The organism is Ruegeria conchae, assembly GCF_000192475.1.
GTDB classification, from domain to species: domain Bacteria; phylum Pseudomonadota; class Alphaproteobacteria; order Rhodobacterales; family Rhodobacteraceae; genus Ruegeria; species Ruegeria conchae.
Genome location: NZ_AEYW01000004.1, coordinates 194,007 through 212,050 on the forward strand (window position 1 = coordinate 194,007; position 18,044 = coordinate 212,050).

An 18,044-nucleotide genomic window follows, 5' to 3' on the forward strand; every position below is an offset into this window, starting at 1 on the left:
TCGCAAGCGTCATGTCAAACACGGATACAATGGCCAATCGCTGGACGCGGTTTCAGAACCGTCTTTACGCGCGCCTGTGTCAAAGGCGGAAGGCGGTCTCGGGATTCGTCGGCCAACCCGAGCCGCGTACGGTTGGGTCTTTTGCCCGTGGTCGGCAACTGGTGGCCGGGAATTTGCTGTTTGCGGGATATCTGGTCGAGGCTGATGACACCGACCTCTGGGATGTGGTCGCGCCAAGCCTTGATTTCGATGACGAACGCCACGGTTTTGTGTGGCTGGACGATTTGGCGGCCGTGGGCGACATGCGCGCCCGGGAAAAAGCGCAGCGTTGGGTCTGGGGTTGGATAGATGCGCATGGGCGCGGCAAAGGCCCTGGTTGGGCGCCGGACCTGACAGGGCGGCGGGTCATGCGTTGGATCAATCACGCGGTTTTTCTGCTGCGCGGTGTCGATGAGGCGCAAAGCAAGGCTTTCTTTCGATCGCTGTCGCAGCAGACGTGGTTTCTGTCCAAACGCTGGACAGCGGCAACACCGGGATTGCCAAGGTTCGAGGCTCTGGCCGGTCTTGTGCAGGCTGGTTTGGCGTTGGAAGGTCAGGAGCAGATGGCAGACCCGGCCTTGCGCGCTCTGGCCCGTGAGTGTGAACGTCAGATTGATGCCGAAGGCGGTATCCCAACCCGCAATCCCGAAGAATTGCTTGAGGTGTTTACGTTGTTGTCCTGGACTTCGGCGGCTCTCAGCGAAGTGGGCCGGGGCACACCTGCTTCGCAGACCGAAGCGATCAAACGCATCGCGCCGACGTTGCGAAATCTGCGCCACGCGGATGGAGCGCTGGCCAGATTTCACGGCGGTGGGCGCGGGTTGGAAGGACGGTTGGATCAGGCGTTGGCGCAAAGCGGTGTAAAGCCGCAGCAGCACTCGGACCTGTCGATGGGTTATGCGCGTCTGGCGGCCTCGCGCACGACGGTTCTGGTGGATGCCAGCGCGCCACCCAAAGGCGCAGCCTCGTATAACGCGCACGCGTCCACCCTTGCGTTTGAACTGACCTCGGGCCGGCGCCCGCTGATCGTGAACTGTGGATCGGGTGGCAGTTTTGGTCAGGACTGGCGACGTGCGGGGCGCGCAACCCCTTCCCATTCGACCCTGTGTGTCGACGGCTACTCCAGCGCGCGGCTTGCCGAAGTCGCAAAAGGATCGTCGCAGGAGGCGCTGGTCGATGGCCCTCGGGACGTCCCGGTGGATTTCGAAGATGCCTTTGAGGGCACACGGTTCATGGTCGGCCATGATGGTTACAACAAAGTGTTCGGTCTGACCCACGCCCGTACGCTCGAGCTGCGATTTGATGGGCGCGAGCTTGAAGGGGAAGATATACTGCTGACCGCAACCGACAAAGCCAAACGGCAATTTGACCGGGCCATGGATGGGGCGGGCCTGAAGGGGATCGCCTTTGATATCCGTTTTCACCTGCACCCTGACGTTGATGCGGCGTTGGATTTGGGCGGTGCGGCCGTGTCGATGGCCCTCAAAAGCGGCGAGATCTGGGTTTTCCGCCATGATCGCGTTGGAAAGTTGTCAGTTGAACCAAGCGTTTACTTGGAAAAAGGTCGATTAAAGCCACGCGCGACAAAACAGATCGTTCTATCTGGGCGCGCAATGGAGTATGCGACGCGCATCCGGTGGACGCTCAGCAAGGCTCAGGATACAGCCTATGCCGTGCGGGATACGCACCGGGACGAGCCCGTTTTCGACTGACGCCAAAAGGACCTTTGGACCCATGACCGACCTTCACCCCGTGCGCCGCGCGTTGCTTTCCGTTTCCGACAAGACCGGATTGATCGAACTGGGCAAGGCACTGTCCGAACGCGGGGTCGAGTTACTTTCGACTGGCGGTACGGCCAAAGCGTTGCGTGATGCTGGCCTAGAGGTCAAAGATGTGAGCGAGGTGACCGGTTTTCCTGAGATGATGGATGGCCGGGTCAAAACGCTTCACCCGATGGTGCATGGCGGCCTGCTGGCGCTGCGCGACAATGATACCCACGTTGCCGCGATGAACGAACACGGGATTGCTGCGATCGACCTGCTGGTCGTGAACCTCTATCCGTTTGAAGCGACCGTGGCGAAGGGTGCAGGTTACGATGAGTGCATCGAGAATATCGACATTGGCGGACCTGCGATGATCCGGGCGGCGTCCAAGAACCATGCCTTCGTTAACGTCGTTGTAGATGTCGAGGATTATTCTTCGCTGCTGGATCAACTTGAAGAAAACTACGGTAAGACATCGCTGGGTTTCCGACAGTGGCTGGCGCAAAAGGCCTATGCCCGGACTGCCGCTTATGACACCGCCGTGTCCAACTGGATGGCCGACGCATTGCAGCTTGAGGCGCCGAAACGCCGCGCCTTTGCGGGTGAGTTGAAGCAGACCCTGCGCTATGGCGAGAATTGCCATCAGCAGGCTGCATTCTACACAGATGGTACGGATCGCTCTGGCGTGGCGACCGCAGTGCAGCATCAGGGCAAGGAACTGAGCTATAACAACATCAACGACACGGACGCGGCGTTTGAGCTGGTCGCCGAGTTTGATCCGGCGGACGGCGCAGCCTGTGCCATCATTAAGCACGCGAACCCTTGCGGTGTGGCCAAGGGGGCCACGTTGCTTGAAGCCTATAAAGCCGCGTTCGATTGTGATCGGACCTCGGCCTTTGGCGGAATCGTTGCTCTGAACCAGCCTCTGGATGCGGAAACCGCGCAAGAGATCACTGGTATCTTTACCGAGGTCGTGATCGCTCCGGGTGCGTCGGACGAGGCCAAAGCGATATTCGCGGCTAAGAAGAACCTGCGCTTGCTGACCACAGAGGCTCTGCCTGACGTGACGGCAGGAGGGAAAACCGTGCGTCAGGTCGCCGGTGGCCTGCTTGTGCAGGACAAGGATAACGGCTTTGTCGGCATGGATGACCTGAAGGTCGTTACCAAGAAGGCCCCGTCTGACGAACAAATGCGCGATCTGCTGTTTGCCTGGAAAGTCGCCAAACACGTCAAATCCAACGCCATCGTCTACGTTAAAGACGGTGCAACCGTAGGCGTTGGTGCAGGCCAGATGAGCCGCGTCGATTCAGCCTTGATCGCCGCCAAAAAGGCCGAGCGCATGGCCGACGTACTGGAACTGCCCCAACCACTGACCATCGGCTCGGCCGTGGCATCTGATGCGTTCTTTCCCTTTCCCGACGGATTGATGGAGGCCGCCGAGGCAGGCGCCACTTGCGTCATTCAGCCCGGCGGTTCGATGCGTGACGATGAGGTGATCGCGGCGGCAGATGAGGCAGGTCTGGCCATGGTCTTCACCGGCATGCGGCATTTCCGTCACTGATGCGCAGCCCGCTCCTCCTCTGGGCCGGACTGGCGGCGTTTTTGATCGACCAGATCAGCAAGTATCTGGTCGTTCACGTGCTGCGCGTGGCGCAGGGCGATATCGGCGTCCTGCCGCCGTTTCTGGTGTTCAAATACGGTGAGAATCGCGGCATCAACTTCGGGCTGTTTCAGGGCGACAGCGATGCAGCGCGCTGGGTCCTGATCGGCATTTCTCTGGCGATTTGTCTGGGTGTCCTGATTTGGCTGGGCCGAATAGCCCCGACGAGGTTTCAACAATTCTGTGGTGGCCTGCTGATCGGCGGCGCGCTGGGAAATGTCGTCGACCGGGTGCTTTATGGCTATGTTCTGGATTTTCTGAACATGTCCTGCTGTGGGATCAATAACCCGTTTGTGTTCAATCTGGCGGATGTGTTCATATTTGCGGGAGCATTGGGCCTGGTCCTATTCGATGGCAAAAAGCCCTCGTGACCTGCCCGATGATATGCGATAAAAGCGCCTGAAACTGGCTGGAGACACTGATGCGTATGCCACGCACCATTCTTGTTCTGACACTCGCCGCGACAGTTGCGGGCTGTTCCGATATTGGTTTGCGCAATCTTCGGGCACCCGGGCCCGGGCCGGATGAGTTCTCGGTCCTGCCGGTTAAGCCGCTGACCCAACCAAAGGATTATGCGTTTCTACCTGCACCTACCCCCGGTGGTGCGAATCTGACTGATCCCAATCCAAAGGCAGATGCTGTTGTGGCTCTCGGCGGCAGCGAAGCGGCCCTGAACCCCAATACCGCGATTCCTGCGAGTGATGCAGCGCTGGTCACAGCTTCAAGCCGATATGGTGTTCCCGCCAATACGCGACAGGTTGTTGCCCAGGAAGATGCGGATTTCCGTAAGAAGAAGCAGCGCTTCACGCGTTTGCGGCTTTTCCCGGTGGATCGTTATTCGCAGGCATATCGGCGCGAGTCGATCGATGCGAACAATGCAAACGAAGCGGCGCGGCAGCGTGGTATCGAAACACCTTCTGCGCCTCCGTTGGAATGAACTTTTCTTAACATTCCGTCATTGGCCTTGAACACTGGCAGCACCACCGTAGTTTGAATACCAGAAACGAAACGGAGGATGCCCCATGGTTCGGGCCCTGGCATTGTCGGCTGCCCTGATCGCAGCATCCCCTCTTTGGGCCAAAGAGGGGCATGAGGCGGTTACCACTTTCACGCTTGATAACGGCATGGACGTCGTAGTGGTCGAAGACCACCGCGCGCCGGTGGTGCAGCATATGGTCTGGTATCGTGCAGGCTCGGCAGACGAACCGATCGGGTCCTCTGGTGTCGCGCATTTTCTGGAACACCTGCTGTTCAAGGCCACCGATACAATGGAAGCGGGTGAGTTGTCGGCCACCGTCGCGGCCAACGGGGGAAATGACAACGCATTTACCTCTTATGACTACACTGCCTATTTCCAGCGCGTTGCCGCCGACCGGTTGGAACTGATGATGCGGATGGAGGCGGACCGGATGCGCAACATCCGCCTGACCGAAAATGACATCGTAACCGAGCGCGACGTCATCCTTGAGGAACGCAACCAGAGGACCGAGAACAATCCACGCGCGCTGTTTGGCGAACAGATGAACGCAGCGCAGTATCTAAACCACCGCTATGGCGTTCCCATTATCGGCTGGAAACACGAGATGGAAGAGCTCGACATGGACGATGCCCTGTCCTTCTATCAGACCCATTATGCGCCCAATAACGCCATTCTGGTGGTGACTGGTGATGTTGACCCGGACGAGGTCAAATTGCTTGCAGATCAGTATTATGGTGTGATTCCCGCCAATCCAGACCTGCCCGAAAGGATCCGTTCGCAGGAGCCCCCGCAAACGGCTGAGCGCCGCTTGACCTACAAAGACGCCCGAGTCTCGCAGCCTTATGTGCAACGCAGTTATCTGGCACCCGAACGCGATGCAGGGGCACAGGAGAAAGCCGCGGCGCTGTTTCTTCTGGCCGAGTTGCTGGGCGGTAGCACCACATCCTATCTGAATGAAAAGCTGCAGTTTGAGCAGCAACTGGTCGTCTATACCGGTGCGTTCTACCGGGGCGTTTCACTGGATGACACAACCTTTGATCTGATTGTTGTTCCGGCCGAAGGTGTCTCGTTGCAGGAGGCCGAGGATGCGATGGATCAGGTTGTTTCAGATTTTATCGCCGAAGGCGTAAACGAAGCGGATCTGGAACGTATCAAGATGCAGCTTCGCGCCGCTCAAACCTATGCGCGCGACAATGTGGACGGAATCGGAAACCGCTATGGACGCGCGCTGACCAGCGGGCTGACGGTTGAGGATGTGCAGGCCTGGCCAGACATCCTGCAGTCGGCGACAGCTGATGATATCATCGCGGCGGCACGAGAAGTGATACAGCCTGAAACCTCTGTAACCGGTTGGCTGATGCGTGACGATGAGGTGACACAATGAAACGGATTCTTGCGACTCTGATCGCTGTTGCTATCGCGCTGCCCGCATGGGCTGAAATCAAAATCCAGGAGGTAACTTCGCCAGGGGGAATCACCGCATGGCTGGTCGAAGATCACTCAATACCGTTTACCGCGCTTGAGATGCGATTTCGCGGCGGCACTTCCTTGGATGATCCCGATAAACGCGGCGCAGTTTACCTGATGAGCGGGTTGATCGAGGAAGGCGCGGGCGACATGGATGTCCGGACCTATGCGCGCGAGCTTGAGGCATTGGCGGCCTCATTCAGCTACCGCGCGACGGATGATTCAGTCTCGATTTCAACCCGCTTCCTGACCGAGAACCGCGATGATGTGGTCAATCTGTTGCGGACTACAATTCACGACCCCCGTTTTGACCAAGATGCCATTAAACGGGTGCGGGGGCAGGTGCTCTCGGGTCTGAAATCGGACCAAACTGATCCGAACGATATTGCCGGACGCAGTTTTGCAGCAATGGCTTACGGAGATCACCCCTACGCGACGGACGGAAAAGGGACGATCGAAAGTGTTTCGGGGCTGACCCGTGACGATATCATTGCGGCCTACCAGAACGTCTTTGCCAAGGATCGGCTATATGTCGGGGCCGTCGGTGACATCACCGCAGAAGAATTGGGCACATTGTTGGATACGCTGCTGGTGGATTTGCCAGCAACAGGGAAAGCCATCCCGGATAAGGCCGATGTTAAGATCGATGGCGGCATAAGTGTGGTGGAATTCAACACGCCTCAATCGGTTGCTCTTTTTGGCCAAAAAGGCATTGACCGCGACGATCCTGATTTCTTCGCAGCCTTTATCCTGAATCACATATTAGGTGGTGGCGGATTTGAAAGCCGCCTGATGCACGAAGTGCGGGAAAAGCGTGGTCTAACCTACGGTGTCTCGACCTTTCTGGTGCCCAAGGATCTGGCCTCAGTTTACCTTGGTTCGGTCTCATCCGCCAATGACCGGATTGCCGACGCGGTTAACGTGATCCGCGACGAGTGGGCCCGCGCTGCGTCCGAGGGATTTACCCAAGAGGAACTGGATGATGCCAAGACCTATCTTACAGGTGCATATCCGCTACGGTTCGACGGGAATGGTCAGATCGCGGGGATCATGGTGGGGATGCAGATGGAAGACTTGCCCATCGACTATATCGCAACCCGCAATGACAAGGTGAACGCGGTGACACTGGAGGATATAAACCGGGTAGCGGCCGAGTTTTTGGACCCCGAAGGCCTGCATTTCACCGTGGTTGGGAAACCGATCGGTCTGGACGGATAGCGGCCAGACGACCTTGCTGCGCGTCATGACGGTGTGATTGTGTTGAGCCAGTCGTGCATAGTGCGCAAACTATAAATCTGCCAAGGATACTAGAAATCCCTTGGCGCGCAATTTTGTGACTTAAGAGATCATTAAGGAGTCGTGGTCATAATTTGGCCAGAAACATCAAGGATGCTTTCGTTGTCGAGGCGTTTGAGCGGTTAGATCAGACCGGTGTCTCGTTCGACAATAGGTAGGGCAGAAAGACGCCATGATAGTTGCGGCATTAGGAATTGGGATACTTGCGGGGCTGCTGACATTTGCGGCCTCTCTGGCTCTTGGCCAATCCCTGCTCAGCGCATTCATTCTCTATGTTGTGGCCGGTTTGCTGACTACGCTTTTGGTAGCAGCTGGACTGTATGTCAAACGCTCCTAGCCTTATTTGAAACGGTAATCCCGCGGGTCTTTAAATGTTGGCGATGCCAATGTCCTGACAGGTGCTCAGTTCTGTTTTGCCTGTGCACGCAGCATTTGCCCCATCATTTGCCCGAACTTGCCTGACCCGCGCTGATAAAGTGCCCCGTCGACCGCCAGAACCGTGCCACTGATATAGCTCGCCATATCTGAGCTGAGGAACAGGCAGGCGTTTGCCACGTCCTGCGGCTGGCCCCAACGGGCCAACGGTACGTCTTTGCGTAACGCTTCCCCAGCATCCGGGGTGGGGGCAAGGCGTTTGGCTCCCTCCGTGCCTTCGATGAAACCGGGCACAACCGAGTTCACACGAATGCCCTCTACACCCCATTCCATCGAAAGGGTCCTGGTGATTTGATCCACGCCCGCCTTTGCCGCGCAGACATGGGCCTGACCTTCATAAGGTAAGTATGCCTGCGGGGCTGAGATGTTGATGATGCTGGCGCCGGGGCGTTTGAGGAACGGGTAGGCCCCCTTCATCACGTGGATCGTGCCCATCAGGTCGATATCGATCACAGTTTTGAACGCATTGACTGACATTTCAGCCGCCAGCGCCGGGAAGTTACCTGCTGCGCCCGAGACCAAAACGTCAAAATCGCCTAATGTATCATGGAACTGTTTCAGTCCCGCCGCTACGGCCTCAGGGTCCCGCACGTCAAACGCTGCACCGATGGCATCCTGTGCGCCAGCGGCTTTCAGAGCCGCGACCGTATCATCAACCTTTTCCTGCGAACGACTGGCTACAGCCAGTTTGGCGCCCGAGGCTGCAAAGGCCTCGGCAATGCCGCGATTGATGCCGCTGGTTCCGCCGATGACGATGACGGTTTTTCCTGAAAAATCCATGTAGACCTCGCTTGGCAGGGAGCCCTACTCGCCGTAGGGCACCCAGATGTTTTTCACTTCGGTCGCAGCCTGAAGGAAGCGGCGGGAATGGTCCACGCCCCAATCAAATGCCGTCGCGTTATTCACCCAGGTCCGTTTCAGGTTCCCGGCCGAGACAACCTCGATCTCTTTCGACAGGTCGGTGGACGAGAACGACCAGACCGCATCGACGTTCAGATGCGACGCCAGCGGTTTCGCCAATTCCGCATGACTGCCGGTCAGGATGTTGACCACGCCAGCGGGGACGTCCGAAGTTTCGAGGATCTGGTAAAAGTCTGTTGCCGCCAGTGGATAGGGCTCGGAAGCCACCAGAACTGTCCGGTTGCCCATAGCAATCGCCGGCGCCATCGCAGAAACCAGACCCAGAAGCGGTGCCTCGTCGGCACACAGAGCACCGATCACGCCAACGGACTCTTTCATCGCAATAGCGACTCCCCGGATCGGAACGCCATGCACCTGACCGTCATACTTGTCGGCCCAGGCAGCGGCGGCAAACAGACGCTGGATTGAGGCTTCAACCTCTTTCGCGCCGTCCTTTTTGCCGGTCATTGCGTCGATACGCGCGGCGAATTCATCGGCACGGGCCGAGAGGTTTTCGCCGATGTAGTACAAGATCTGCGCGCGCAGGTGGCCGGTTGTCTTGGACCAACCCTTGGCACCAGCTGCGGCCTCAACCGCGTTCCGGATGTCCTTGCGATTACCAAGCCCCACATGGCCCAGCAGACCGGATTTACCCCAGACGGGCTTTGAATAGCCACCGTCAGGCCGCGCCTGTTTACCGCCGATATACAATTTGGCGGTGCGGTCGATTGGATCGACCGGAGCACCTTCGCCCATGGTCGCCTCGATCTTCGCCAGCGGTTTACCTTTGCCCTTGGGCTTTGTGTATGCCGCCAAACCTTCCCAGCCGCCTTCGCGACCAAAGCCGCTTTCGCGCACGCCGCCAAACCCGGCGGCGGCGTCAAACAGGTTGGTCGCGTTCACCCAGACCACGCCAGCAACCAGCTTGGGCGCGATGTCCAGCGCGAGGTTTACGTTTTCGGTCCATACCGTTGCGGCCAACCCGTAGCGGGTGTTGTTTGCCAGTTCGACCGCTTCTTCGGGGGTACGGAAGGTGGACGAAACTAGTACCGGTCCAAAGATCTCTTCCTGCATCAGCGGGTCAGAGGTCTCCAGCCCCGAGATTAGCGTTGGCGGGTAGTAGCAGCCGTTCGCGGGCAAGTCGCAAGCGGCCTGATGAACGCGACCAGCGGTGTTACTTTCAACCATGCCCTTGATGGTCTGTAGCTGAACAGGATCCACTACAGCGCCCACGTCGATGCACTTGTCCAGCGGGTCTCCGATGCGCAGGGTGTCCATCCGGGCACGTAGCTTAGCGTGGAAACGATCGGCGATGCCTTCTTGAACCAGAAGGCGCGAGCCTGCGCAGCAGACTTGACCCTGATTGAACCAGATGGCGTCGACGAGCCCTTCGATGGCTGAATCGATATCCGCGTCATCAAAGACGACGTAGGCGGACTTACCGCCCAATTCCAAAGTCAGCTCTTTGCCCGACCCTGCGGTCGCCTCGCGGATACGTCGGCCCACAACGGTTGAGCCGGTGAAGGCTATCTTGTCCACATCCGCGTTCACGATCATCTCGCCCACCGCACCGTCTCCGGTCACGATATTGACCACGCCTTTCGGCAACCCGGCCTGCGAGCAGATATCGGCGAACAGCAGCGCGGTCAGCGAGGTGTACTCGGCCGGCTTCAGAACCACGGTGTTGCCCATTGCCAGTGCAGGCGCGATTTTCCACGCCAGCATCAACAGCGGGAAGTTCCACGGAATGATCTGGCCGCAAACCCCCAGCGCCTGAGCGTCGGGCAGTTCGATTTCCATCAACTGTGCCATGCCCGCATGGTAATAGAAATGCCGCTGCGCCAGCGGGATGTCGATATCGCGCGATTCACGGATCGGCTTACCGTTGTCGAGGCTTTCGAGCACGGCAAACAGGCGCGAATGCTTCTGTAGCAGGCGTGCAATCGCGTAGAGATAACGTGCGCGCCCCGCACCGCCCAACTTCTCCCAATTGGGTTGCGCTTTACGTGCGGCAGAAACCGCGGCGTCCACGTCACCCTGTTTCGCTTGCGTCAGCTTGGCCAGAACCTCTCCGGTCGCCGGGTTGCGGCTGTCAAACCCTTTGCCGGGTTTGGTGAATGTGCCGTCGATATAGTGGCCGAACTTGTCGCCCTGATCGACCAGCCAGGCAAGCGCCTCGGCTGCGCTTTCAGGGGCAGGGCCGTAGTCCATGGTCTCGAAAATCTCTTTGACTGTCATTGTTTTTTGTCCTCAGCCCATGGAGTGACGGTAACCGGCAGAATAAGCGCCGGTAACATAGTGTTCCAACTGCCGCTCAATGTCGCCCAGCAGTGATGAGGCACCAAAGCGGAACAGATCTGGTTCCAACCAGCGGTCACCTAGCTCATCCTTGATCAGCGACAGGTAAACCAATGCATCTTTGGCTTTCGAAATACCACCTGCAGGTTTGTACCCAACGCGATAGCCGGTGCGGTCATAGTAGTCGCGAATAGCGCGAATCATCACCAATGACACAGGCAAGGTGGCGTTGACGCTTTCCTTTCCGGTCGAGGTCTTGATGAAATCCGCCCCGGCCATCATGCAGACCAGCGAGGCACGCGCGACGTTGCGCAGGCTGCCCAGCTCACCGGTGGCGAGGATGGCTTTGACATGGGCATTGCCGCAGGCGACGCGGAACGCTTTCATCTCATCATACAGGGCCTGCCAGTCGCCGGACAGCACATGACGGCGCGAGATCACGATGTCGATTTCTTCGGCTCCGGCCTTCACGCTTTCTTCGATCTCGGCCACGCGCAGGTGAAACGGGGATAGGCCAGCCGGAAAACCGGTTGAGACAGCCGCGACCGGTATGCCGGTGCCTTTCAGCGCGTCGACGGCTGTTTCGATCATGTCATGGTAGACGCACACCGCTCCGGTTGTGATTGGTTGCATGTCCAGCGCACGCAGAACCGAAGACGCCACTGGTTGCCGTGCCTTGGCGCACAGGCGACGAACCCGCCCCACCGTGTCATCGCCCGACAGAGTGGTCAGGTCGATCATCGTGATTGCCTTCAGCAGCCATGCTGCCTGATAGTCCTTTTTCACCGACCGCCGACCGGGCAGGGTCGCTGCGCGGCGTTCAATGGCCGAGGTGTTGGCCTGCACGGCCCGCACCCAATCCAGATCCAGGTCCATTCCCGGGTTCCGGGGCTCGGTCACTTGCGGCAGATGCGGGGTGCGCACGGGGCTTTCTGAGCTCTGCGTTTCCATTTTTCCGTCCTTTTGGAGGTTTGCGCCAAATTCGCATGGGCTGCGAAGAAAAGAAAGGTGTGCCGACCCCTGCAAAGGGTAAAATTTTGACCAAATGGACAAAAAGATGTTTTCTTGCGAGTAATTCGCATTTGCATTGACTTAGTTGCGAATGGTTCGCATATTCAGAGGTAACAAGGCACCTGAATGGAGTCGCAAATGATTCGCCGTACCTTTCTTGCAGCATTGGCTTTCGTTGCTGCATTACCAGCCGCCGCTTTTGCCGAGGCGCCGTTGAAGGTTGTCGCAACGACCGGCATGATCGCTGATACGGCCCGGCAAATCGGCGGTGATCAGGTTGAAGTTAAAGGTTTGATGGGCCCAGGTGTTGACCCACACGCTTATCGTCAGACGCGCACAGATATCGTCGCGATGACCCGCGCAGATCTGGTGCTGTGGCACGGCCTTTATCTGGAAGCGCAGATGGAAGATTTCTTTGATGATCTGGGGCGCAAGCAAACCGTTGTGGCTGTTGCGGAGGGCGTCGACAAAGGCAAATTGCGCGCTCATGACGACTACGCCGACAAATATGACCCGCATGTCTGGATGAGCCCGGTGCTATGGCGTGATGTTGTGATTGAGGTGCAAGATGCTCTGACTCTAGCTCGCCCTGAGGCTGCAGAATTATTTGCTGCAAATACTCAAGCGTTTCTGGCCGAGATCGACGCGTTGAGCGCTTATGGCGAACAGATGCTTACTGCAGTTCCTGAAGACAACCGTATGTTGGTAACTGCCCATGACGCCTTTGGCTATTTCGGTGCTGAATATGGCTATGAAGTGCTGGGTGTTCAGGGCATCTCGACCCAATCAGAGGCCGGTTTGAACCGCATCGGTGAGTTGGTCGACACACTCGTGAACCGTCAGTTGAAAGCGGTCTTCGTGGAAAGCTCGGTCTCTGACCGGTCCATGCGTGCTCTGATCGAGGGTGCCGCGGCTGAAGGCCACGAGGTCGGTGTCGGTGGAGAGCTTTACTCGGACGCGATGGGAGAGCTCGGCACATATGAGGGCACTTATATCGGAATGCTTGATCACAACATCACCGTGATTGCCGGGGCGCTGGGCGCGGATGTGCCGCAGCGTGGCATGAACGGCAACCTGTCGGCGGGGTTCTGAGCCATGCTGGAACTCGCAACAGTTCAGGGTGTTTCAATTGAAGGGCAGGATATTGATCGCTGCCCGCTCGCCATTCGCGGTCTGACTGTCTCGTACGGTCAGAAGCCCGCAGTGTTTTCGGTGGATATGACGGTGCAACCCGGCGCGATGACGGCGATCATCGGACCGAATGGGGCTGGCAAGTCCACTTTGCTCAAGGCCGCGTTGGGGATCGTATCGCCTCTTTCCGGTCAGGTGACGGTGTTTGGCCAGCCGCTCGAAGATCAACGTGCGCGTATCGCCTATGTCCCGCAGCGCGCCAGTGTGGATTGGGATTTTCCGACACGCGTGATTGACGTGGTTCTGATGGGATTGTCGCGTCAGTTGGGGCTACTGGGTCGTGTTCGCGCACGTCATATGGCCCGCGCCATGGACTGTTTGAACCGTGTCGGAATGCGAGAATTTGCGGACCGTCAGATTGGTCAGCTTTCCGGTGGTCAGCAACAGAGGGTCTTTCTTGCGCGTGCATTGGCACAGGATGCAGATCTGTACCTGCTGGACGAGCCCTTTGCGGGCGTGGACGCCGCGACCGAAAAGGCCATTATTGCTGTACTGAAATCGCTGAAAGAAGCTGGCAAGACCGTTGTCGTGGTACATCACGACTTGGCAACGGTTGTGGACTATTTTGACCATGTGTTCCTGATCAACACCCGCAAGGTGGCCGAAGGTTCGGTTGAGCAGGCCTTTACTGCGGAAACGTTGCAAGCCGCTTATGGCGGACGCCTCGCAACGGCACAGATTGATCAGATTTTACGCGCGCTGGGATAATCATGCTTTGGGATGCTCTGACCCTGCAGCTTGGCTATAACGCCACGCTGGTCGCGATCGGTGCGACGTTGCTGGGCATTTCAGCGGGAGTGACCGGCACGTTTCTGTTCCTGCGTAAGCGTGCCCTCGTAAGTGATGCCATTAGCCATGCGACCCTGCCGGGTGTTTGCCTTGCCTTCATGGCATTGGTGGCGTTTGGAGGGGATGGGCGCAATCTAATTGGTCTGTTGGTCGGTTCGGCCATATCGGCTTGGGTCGGTCTGCTTTGCATGAACTGGCTAACGCGTCATACGCGGCTTGCAGAGGATGCTGCGATCGGTGCGGTTCTTTCGGTCTTCTTTGGGTTTGGTGTTGTCCTGCTGACGGTGATTCAGACCATGGGTGTTGGACGTCAAGCCGGGTTGGAGGGGTTCTTGCTTGGGTCCACCGCCGGAATGCTCTGGGCAGACGCGCTCGTGATTGCAATCGGTGGTGCGGCGACTCTGTTGCTGGTGATGATTATCCGCCGTCCGATGACGATGGTGGCCTTTGATCCTGAATACGCCGCCGCGCGTGGATTGCCTGTGCACCGGATTGATCTGGCGATGATGGGGCTTGTTATGGCGGTCACTGTGGTCGGGTTGAAGATCGTTGGCCTGATCCTGATTGTCGCGCTGCTCATCATTCCTCCGGTGACCGCGCGGTTTTGGACAGAACGATCCGATCGTGTTGTGCTGCTGGCAGGGATATCCGGGGGGCTTTCTGGCTTTTTGGGGGCAGGAATTTCGGCCTCGGCACCGAACCTGCCAACCGGTCCGATCATTGTCCTGGTCAGTTTTGGATCTTTCGCGCTGTCACTTTTGTTCGCACCGGTTCGAGGCGTTTTGGCGGCGGTACTGCGGCACCTTAGATTCCAGCGACGCGTGCATATCCGGCAGGGTCTTCTGGCGCTGGCGCAAGGTCAGAAGATCTATGAGCCACTGACCATTCGCCTGCTGCGTCGTGCGGGTATCGTGCGCGCCGATGGTGTCGCGACAGATGAAGGGAAAGCGCGCGCCGCCAAAGCGCTGCGGGACGAAAAGCGGTGGGAATTCGTACGTGCCGATCAGGCGCACGAGGCCACCGCGGCGCTGTACGATGGTTTGCGTGATATCGAGACTGTTCTAACGCGCGATCAGATCGCCGAAATAGACCGTCGCATCGGTGGCCCGCAGGAGGTCATGCCATGAGTGGTGAAGAATTTGTCCCTCTGTCGCTGACCCCTCTGTTGATTGGAACATTTGCAGCCATCGCTTGCGCGCTTCCCGGAAACTTTCTGGTTCTTCGTAAACAGGCCCTTATTGGCGATGCGATCAGCCATGTGGTGCTGCCCGGCATTGTCGTGGCGTTTCTGCTGACAGGTGCGATCTCTACTTGGCCCATGATGCTTGGCGCGGCCGGGGCCGCTGTTGTTGCCGTTGTGATGATCGAGGCGATCCGAAGATTAGGTCAGATTGAACCCGGTGCCGCAATGGGAGTGGTGTTCACAACCATGTTCGCGGGCGGGGTTTTACTGTTGGAACAGACTGATACTTCGACGGTTCATCTGGACGTGGAACATGCGCTTTATGGCAATCTGGAAAGCTTGATCTGGTTGGATGCCGCAGGATGGTCGTCTCTGCTGGACGTACAGGCGTTGGCTGGTCTGCCCCCCGAATTGCCCCGAATTGCACTGACGATGGTGGGTGTGATATTGTTTACCTGGTTGTTCTGGCGGCCGCTCAAGATCTCGACATTCGACGAAGGATTTGCTCGTACAATTGGCATCCGAACCGGTGTGTTGGGTATGGCGCTGGTCATCACAGCGGCGATCGCTGCCGTAGCTGCATTTGATGCCGTGGGATCAATCATCGTGATCGCCATGTTCATCTGTCCACCCGCTGCGGCCCGGATGATGACGAACCGGCTGGAAACCCAGATTGTCTGGAGCGTTTTGTTCGCGACCATTTCAGCCATCTCGGGATATGTTCTGGCTGGGTACGGCCCATTGTGGCTGGGGGGTGCAGATGCTGTTAGTGCTGCGGGAATGATCGCGACGATATCTGGCTTGTTACTGGCGCTGACCGCCGTCCTTGGCCCCTGTCGAACCCGCAGCGGAGCCCCCAGCCAGGTTTAACTTGGCGTATTCACGCCAATGGTTTACGCGAGGTTTCGGCTGAACTTCGCCAAATGGAAACAATTTCCAAATATTAACGGGATTTATTCCATGTGCGATGGTACGCAAGCTTTGATCAAATACCACAAGACCACCACTCACTCTGGTATATCCGGCCAGTATTGACCTAAGTCGCTACCCCCTTTACGACAGGGTTAAGCTGGCCGGATACATCATTTGCTCGCCCGCTGAACCATCCAAACCTGTGGTCGAATCGCGCATATCTATGCTAGGTCTAGTGGTATGGTGTATGCAGACCCCAATATCAGCAATGATCGCCCGGTAATTCGGCAGCTTGATGATGCAGCGATCAATCGGATTGCTGCTGGTGAAGTCGTGGAACGGCCGGCCTCTGCAGTTAAAGAATTGGTCGAAAATGCCATAGATGCCGGGGCCAAACGCATTGCCGTCGAAGTCGCGGATGGCGGCAAGACCCTGATTCGTGTCACCGATGATGGTTGCGGCATCGCTGCTGAAGATTTACCGCTGGCGCTGTCGCGTCATGCGACATCAAAGATCGACGGGTCCGATCTGCTAAATATCCACACATTTGGGTTTCGCGGGGAAGCGCTGCCCTCGCTGGGAGCGGTTGGTCGTTTGACCATTACCAGTCGCGTACCGGGCTCTGAAGCCGCTAAAATCCACGTGGCGGGTGGCAAAGTGGAGGCGGTGAAGCCTGCCGCTTTGCGCACGGGGACAGTGGTCGAGCTGCGAGACCTATTCTACGCGACCCCGGCACGGTTGAAGTTCATGCGCACGGACCGGGCTGAGGCGCAGGCAATTTCCGACATCGTGAAACGTCTTGCGATGGCCGAGCCTGCAATTGCGTTCACCCTACGTGATGTTTCGGGTGGTGGAGAAGGTCGCGTGACCTTCCGCGCCGACCGCGAGAATGGCGATCTGTTTGATGCGTTGCACGCCCGATTGGCGCGCATACTAGGACGTGAATTCGCTGAGAACGCGTTGCAGATCGATGCCACCCGCGAAGGGCTCAGGCTGTATGGTTATGCCGCGCTCCCGACCTATTCGCGTGGGGCTGCCGTCGCGCAGTATCTGTTTGTCAACGGACGACCTGTGCGGGACAAGATGCTGACCGGTGCTCTGCGCGCGGCTTATTTTGATTTTCTCAGTCGCGACCGACATCCGGCCGCAGCGCTGTTTATCGACTGTGATCCAACGCTGGTGGACGTGAATGTGCACCCGGCTAAATCCGAGGTTCGGTTCCGCGATCCGGGCCTAGCACGTGGGTTGATCGTATCCAGCCTGCGCCACGCGCTGGCCGAGGCCGGACATCGTGCGTCTTCGACTGTCGCAAATGCGACCTTGGGTGCGATGCGGCCCGAGCCTGCGCCCGCTGCGCCAGCGCGGGTGTATCAGATGGATCGTCCGTCACCGATGGCGCGTCAGGCGGCCTATCGTGCGCAATCTCCTGGCTTTGCGGAGCTGTCACAGAACTATAGTGGGCGTATCGTGGAGCCGGCGCCCGAAGTTGCGCCGCTAGAAGAACCCCAGGACTTGCCCTTAGGCGCAGCGCGAGGTCAAGTGCACGAAAATTACATCATTGCCCAGACGGCAGATGGCATGGTGATCGTGGATCAGCACGCCGCGCATGAACGGTTGGTATACGAAAAACTCAAACGCCAGATGGCAGAAAACGGCGTTGCCGCCCAAGCCTTGCTGATCCCTGAAATTGTCGATCTGACAGAAGGGGACTGCGCGCGGTTGATGGCCGTCGCTGATGATCTTGCGCGCTTTGGGCTGACCATCGAACCCTTTGGCGGTGGAGCGGTCGCTGTGCGCGAAACTCCGGCCATTCTGGGTGAAGTCGATGCTCGAGCCATGATCCTCGATATCCTCGATGAGCTTGCCGATCAGGGCGAAAGCCAAACCGTGCAGGCACGGATTGAGGCGATCCTCAGCCGGGTGGCCTGTCATGGTTCAGTCCGATCAGGCCGTCGGATGCGGGCAGAAGAAATGAACGCCCTGCTGCGCGAGATGGAGGCGACGCCCCATTCCGGCCAATGCAACCATGGGCGGCCGACCTATGTGGAACTGAAGCTCAGCGATATCGAACGCCTGTTCGGTCGCAGTTGATCCATCGGCCCTGTCGGGCTATGAAGAATA

At 58.0% G+C, this 18,044-nt stretch carries 15 protein-coding genes; 12 read left to right on the forward strand and 3 right to left on the reverse strand.

Features of this window, described 5'->3' with window-relative positions:
• Nucleotides 1-11 precede the first annotated feature (11 nt).
• The 7 genes from G7G_RS0104020 (at nucleotide 12) to G7G_RS24350 (ending at nucleotide 7,541) form a co-directional block, all read left to right on the forward strand.
• Nucleotides 12-1,751, forward strand: a complete 1,740-nt coding sequence (locus G7G_RS0104020; RefSeq protein WP_010438640.1) for a heparinase II/III family protein — start codon at nucleotides 12-14, stop codon at nucleotides 1,749-1,751.
• Nucleotides 1,752-1,773: 22 nt separating this feature from the next.
• Entirely contained in the window at nucleotides 1,774-3,363 is a 1,590-nt protein-coding gene (gene purH, locus G7G_RS0104025) for a bifunctional phosphoribosylaminoimidazolecarboxamide formyltransferase/IMP cyclohydrolase (protein WP_010438642.1), read from the forward strand.
• The gene (lspA, locus tag G7G_RS0104030; RefSeq protein WP_010438644.1) at nucleotides 3,363-3,833 is read left to right on the forward strand and encodes a signal peptidase II; all 471 of its coding nucleotides are present in this window, start codon (nucleotides 3,363-3,365) and stop codon (nucleotides 3,831-3,833) included. Before purH ends, lspA begins: the two co-directional genes overlap by 1 nt.
• A 50-nt stretch (nucleotides 3,834-3,883) precedes the next feature.
• Complete coding sequence (locus tag G7G_RS0104035; protein ID WP_010438645.1) at nucleotides 3,884-4,399, forward strand: DUF3035 domain-containing protein; 516 nt, start codon at nucleotides 3,884-3,886, stop codon at nucleotides 4,397-4,399.
• Between the two features lie 85 nt (nucleotides 4,400-4,484).
• Nucleotides 4,485-5,825, forward strand: a complete 1,341-nt coding sequence (locus tag G7G_RS0104040) for a M16 family metallopeptidase (RefSeq protein WP_010438646.1) — start codon at nucleotides 4,485-4,487, stop codon at nucleotides 5,823-5,825.
• Nucleotides 5,822-7,126 (forward strand): M16 family metallopeptidase, encoded by a 1,305-nt coding sequence (locus G7G_RS0104045; protein WP_010438647.1) that lies wholly within the window; start codon nucleotides 5,822-5,824, stop codon nucleotides 7,124-7,126. The genes G7G_RS0104040 and G7G_RS0104045 overlap by 4 nt, the downstream gene beginning before the upstream one ends.
• Before the next feature lie 250 nt (nucleotides 7,127-7,376).
• Entirely contained in the window at nucleotides 7,377-7,541 is a 165-nt protein-coding gene (locus tag G7G_RS24350) for a hypothetical protein (RefSeq protein ID WP_010438648.1), read from the forward strand.
• 65 nt (nucleotides 7,542-7,606) lie between these two features.
• Here the strand turns inward: G7G_RS24350 and G7G_RS0104055 are convergent, their stop codons facing one another.
• Genes G7G_RS0104055 through deoC form a run of 3 tightly spaced genes read right to left on the reverse strand, consistent with a single transcriptional unit; the run spans nucleotide 7,607 to nucleotide 11,788 of the window.
• The gene (locus G7G_RS0104055) at nucleotides 7,607-8,419 is read right to left on the reverse strand and encodes an SDR family oxidoreductase (RefSeq protein ID WP_010438650.1); all 813 of its coding nucleotides are present in this window, start codon (nucleotides 8,417-8,419) and stop codon (nucleotides 7,607-7,609) included.
• 24 nt (nucleotides 8,420-8,443) lie between these two features.
• Entirely contained in the window at nucleotides 8,444-10,777 is a 2,334-nt protein-coding gene (locus G7G_RS0104060) for an aldehyde dehydrogenase family protein (RefSeq protein WP_010438651.1), read from the reverse strand.
• 12 nt (nucleotides 10,778-10,789) lie between these two features.
• Nucleotides 10,790-11,788, reverse strand: a complete 999-nt coding sequence (gene deoC / locus G7G_RS0104065) for a deoxyribose-phosphate aldolase (RefSeq protein WP_010438652.1) — start codon at nucleotides 11,786-11,788, stop codon at nucleotides 10,790-10,792.
• A gap of 198 nt (nucleotides 11,789-11,986) precedes the next feature.
• On the opposite strand from deoC, the gene G7G_RS0104070 reads away from it, so the two are divergent.
• From G7G_RS0104070 to mutL, 5 genes are all read left to right on the forward strand, one after another.
• Nucleotides 11,987-12,940 carry a metal ABC transporter solute-binding protein, Zn/Mn family gene (locus tag G7G_RS0104070; RefSeq protein WP_010438653.1) on the forward strand — a complete coding sequence of 318 codons (954 nt, stop codon included), beginning with the start codon at nucleotides 11,987-11,989 and terminating at the stop codon, nucleotides 12,938-12,940.
• A gap of 3 nt (nucleotides 12,941-12,943) precedes the next feature.
• Nucleotides 12,944-13,747: a metal ABC transporter ATP-binding protein gene (locus G7G_RS0104075; RefSeq protein WP_010438654.1), complete on the forward strand. Its 804-nt coding sequence runs from the start codon at nucleotides 12,944-12,946 to the stop codon at nucleotides 13,745-13,747.
• Nucleotides 13,748-13,749: 2 nt separating this feature from the next.
• Nucleotides 13,750-14,955 carry a metal ABC transporter permease gene (locus G7G_RS0104080; RefSeq protein ID WP_010438655.1) on the forward strand — a complete coding sequence of 402 codons (1,206 nt, stop codon included), beginning with the start codon at nucleotides 13,750-13,752 and terminating at the stop codon, nucleotides 14,953-14,955.
• Nucleotides 14,952-15,881, forward strand: coding sequence for a metal ABC transporter permease (locus tag G7G_RS0104085; protein ID WP_010438656.1), 930 nt, complete (start codon nucleotides 14,952-14,954; stop codon nucleotides 15,879-15,881). The genes G7G_RS0104080 and G7G_RS0104085 overlap by 4 nt, the downstream gene beginning before the upstream one ends.
• A gap of 282 nt (nucleotides 15,882-16,163) precedes the next feature.
• Entirely contained in the window at nucleotides 16,164-18,014 is a 1,851-nt protein-coding gene (gene mutL / locus G7G_RS0104090) for a DNA mismatch repair endonuclease MutL (protein WP_010438658.1), read from the forward strand.
• Nucleotides 18,015-18,044 lie beyond the last annotated feature (30 nt).

Bases quoted from the DNA above. Each gene is read 5' to 3' on its own strand.
- purH (WP_010438642.1), top strand. From the start codon at position 1,774: ATGACCGACCTTCACCCCGTGCGCCGCGCGTTGCTTTCCGTTTCCGAC.
- G7G_RS0104060 (WP_010438651.1), bottom strand. From the start codon at position 10,777: ATGACAGTCAAAGAGATTTTCGAGACCATGGACTACGGCCCTGCCCCT.
- G7G_RS0104070 (WP_010438653.1), top strand. From the start codon at position 11,987: ATGATTCGCCGTACCTTTCTTGCAGCATTGGCTTTCGTTGCTGCATTA.
- deoC (WP_010438652.1), bottom strand. From the start codon at position 11,788: ATGGAAACGCAGAGCTCAGAAAGCCCCGTGCGCACCCCGCATCTGCCG.
- G7G_RS0104085 (WP_010438656.1), top strand. From the start codon at position 14,952: ATGAGTGGTGAAGAATTTGTCCCTCTGTCGCTGACCCCTCTGTTGATT.
- mutL (WP_010438658.1), top strand. From the start codon at position 16,164: ATGGTGTATGCAGACCCCAATATCAGCAATGATCGCCCGGTAATTCGG.
- G7G_RS0104075 (WP_010438654.1), top strand. From the start codon at position 12,944: ATGCTGGAACTCGCAACAGTTCAGGGTGTTTCAATTGAAGGGCAGGAT.
- lspA (WP_010438644.1), top strand. From the start codon at position 3,363: ATGCGCAGCCCGCTCCTCCTCTGGGCCGGACTGGCGGCGTTTTTGATC.
- G7G_RS0104080 (WP_010438655.1), top strand. From the start codon at position 13,750: ATGCTTTGGGATGCTCTGACCCTGCAGCTTGGCTATAACGCCACGCTG.
- G7G_RS24350 (WP_010438648.1), top strand. From the start codon at position 7,377: ATGATAGTTGCGGCATTAGGAATTGGGATACTTGCGGGGCTGCTGACA.
- G7G_RS0104045 (WP_010438647.1), top strand. From the start codon at position 5,822: ATGAAACGGATTCTTGCGACTCTGATCGCTGTTGCTATCGCGCTGCCC.
- G7G_RS0104040 (WP_010438646.1), top strand. From the start codon at position 4,485: ATGGTTCGGGCCCTGGCATTGTCGGCTGCCCTGATCGCAGCATCCCCT.
- G7G_RS0104055 (WP_010438650.1), bottom strand. From the start codon at position 8,419: ATGGATTTTTCAGGAAAAACCGTCATCGTCATCGGCGGAACCAGCGGC.
- G7G_RS0104035 (WP_010438645.1), top strand. From the start codon at position 3,884: ATGCGTATGCCACGCACCATTCTTGTTCTGACACTCGCCGCGACAGTT.
- G7G_RS0104020 (WP_010438640.1), top strand. From the start codon at position 12: ATGTCAAACACGGATACAATGGCCAATCGCTGGACGCGGTTTCAGAAC.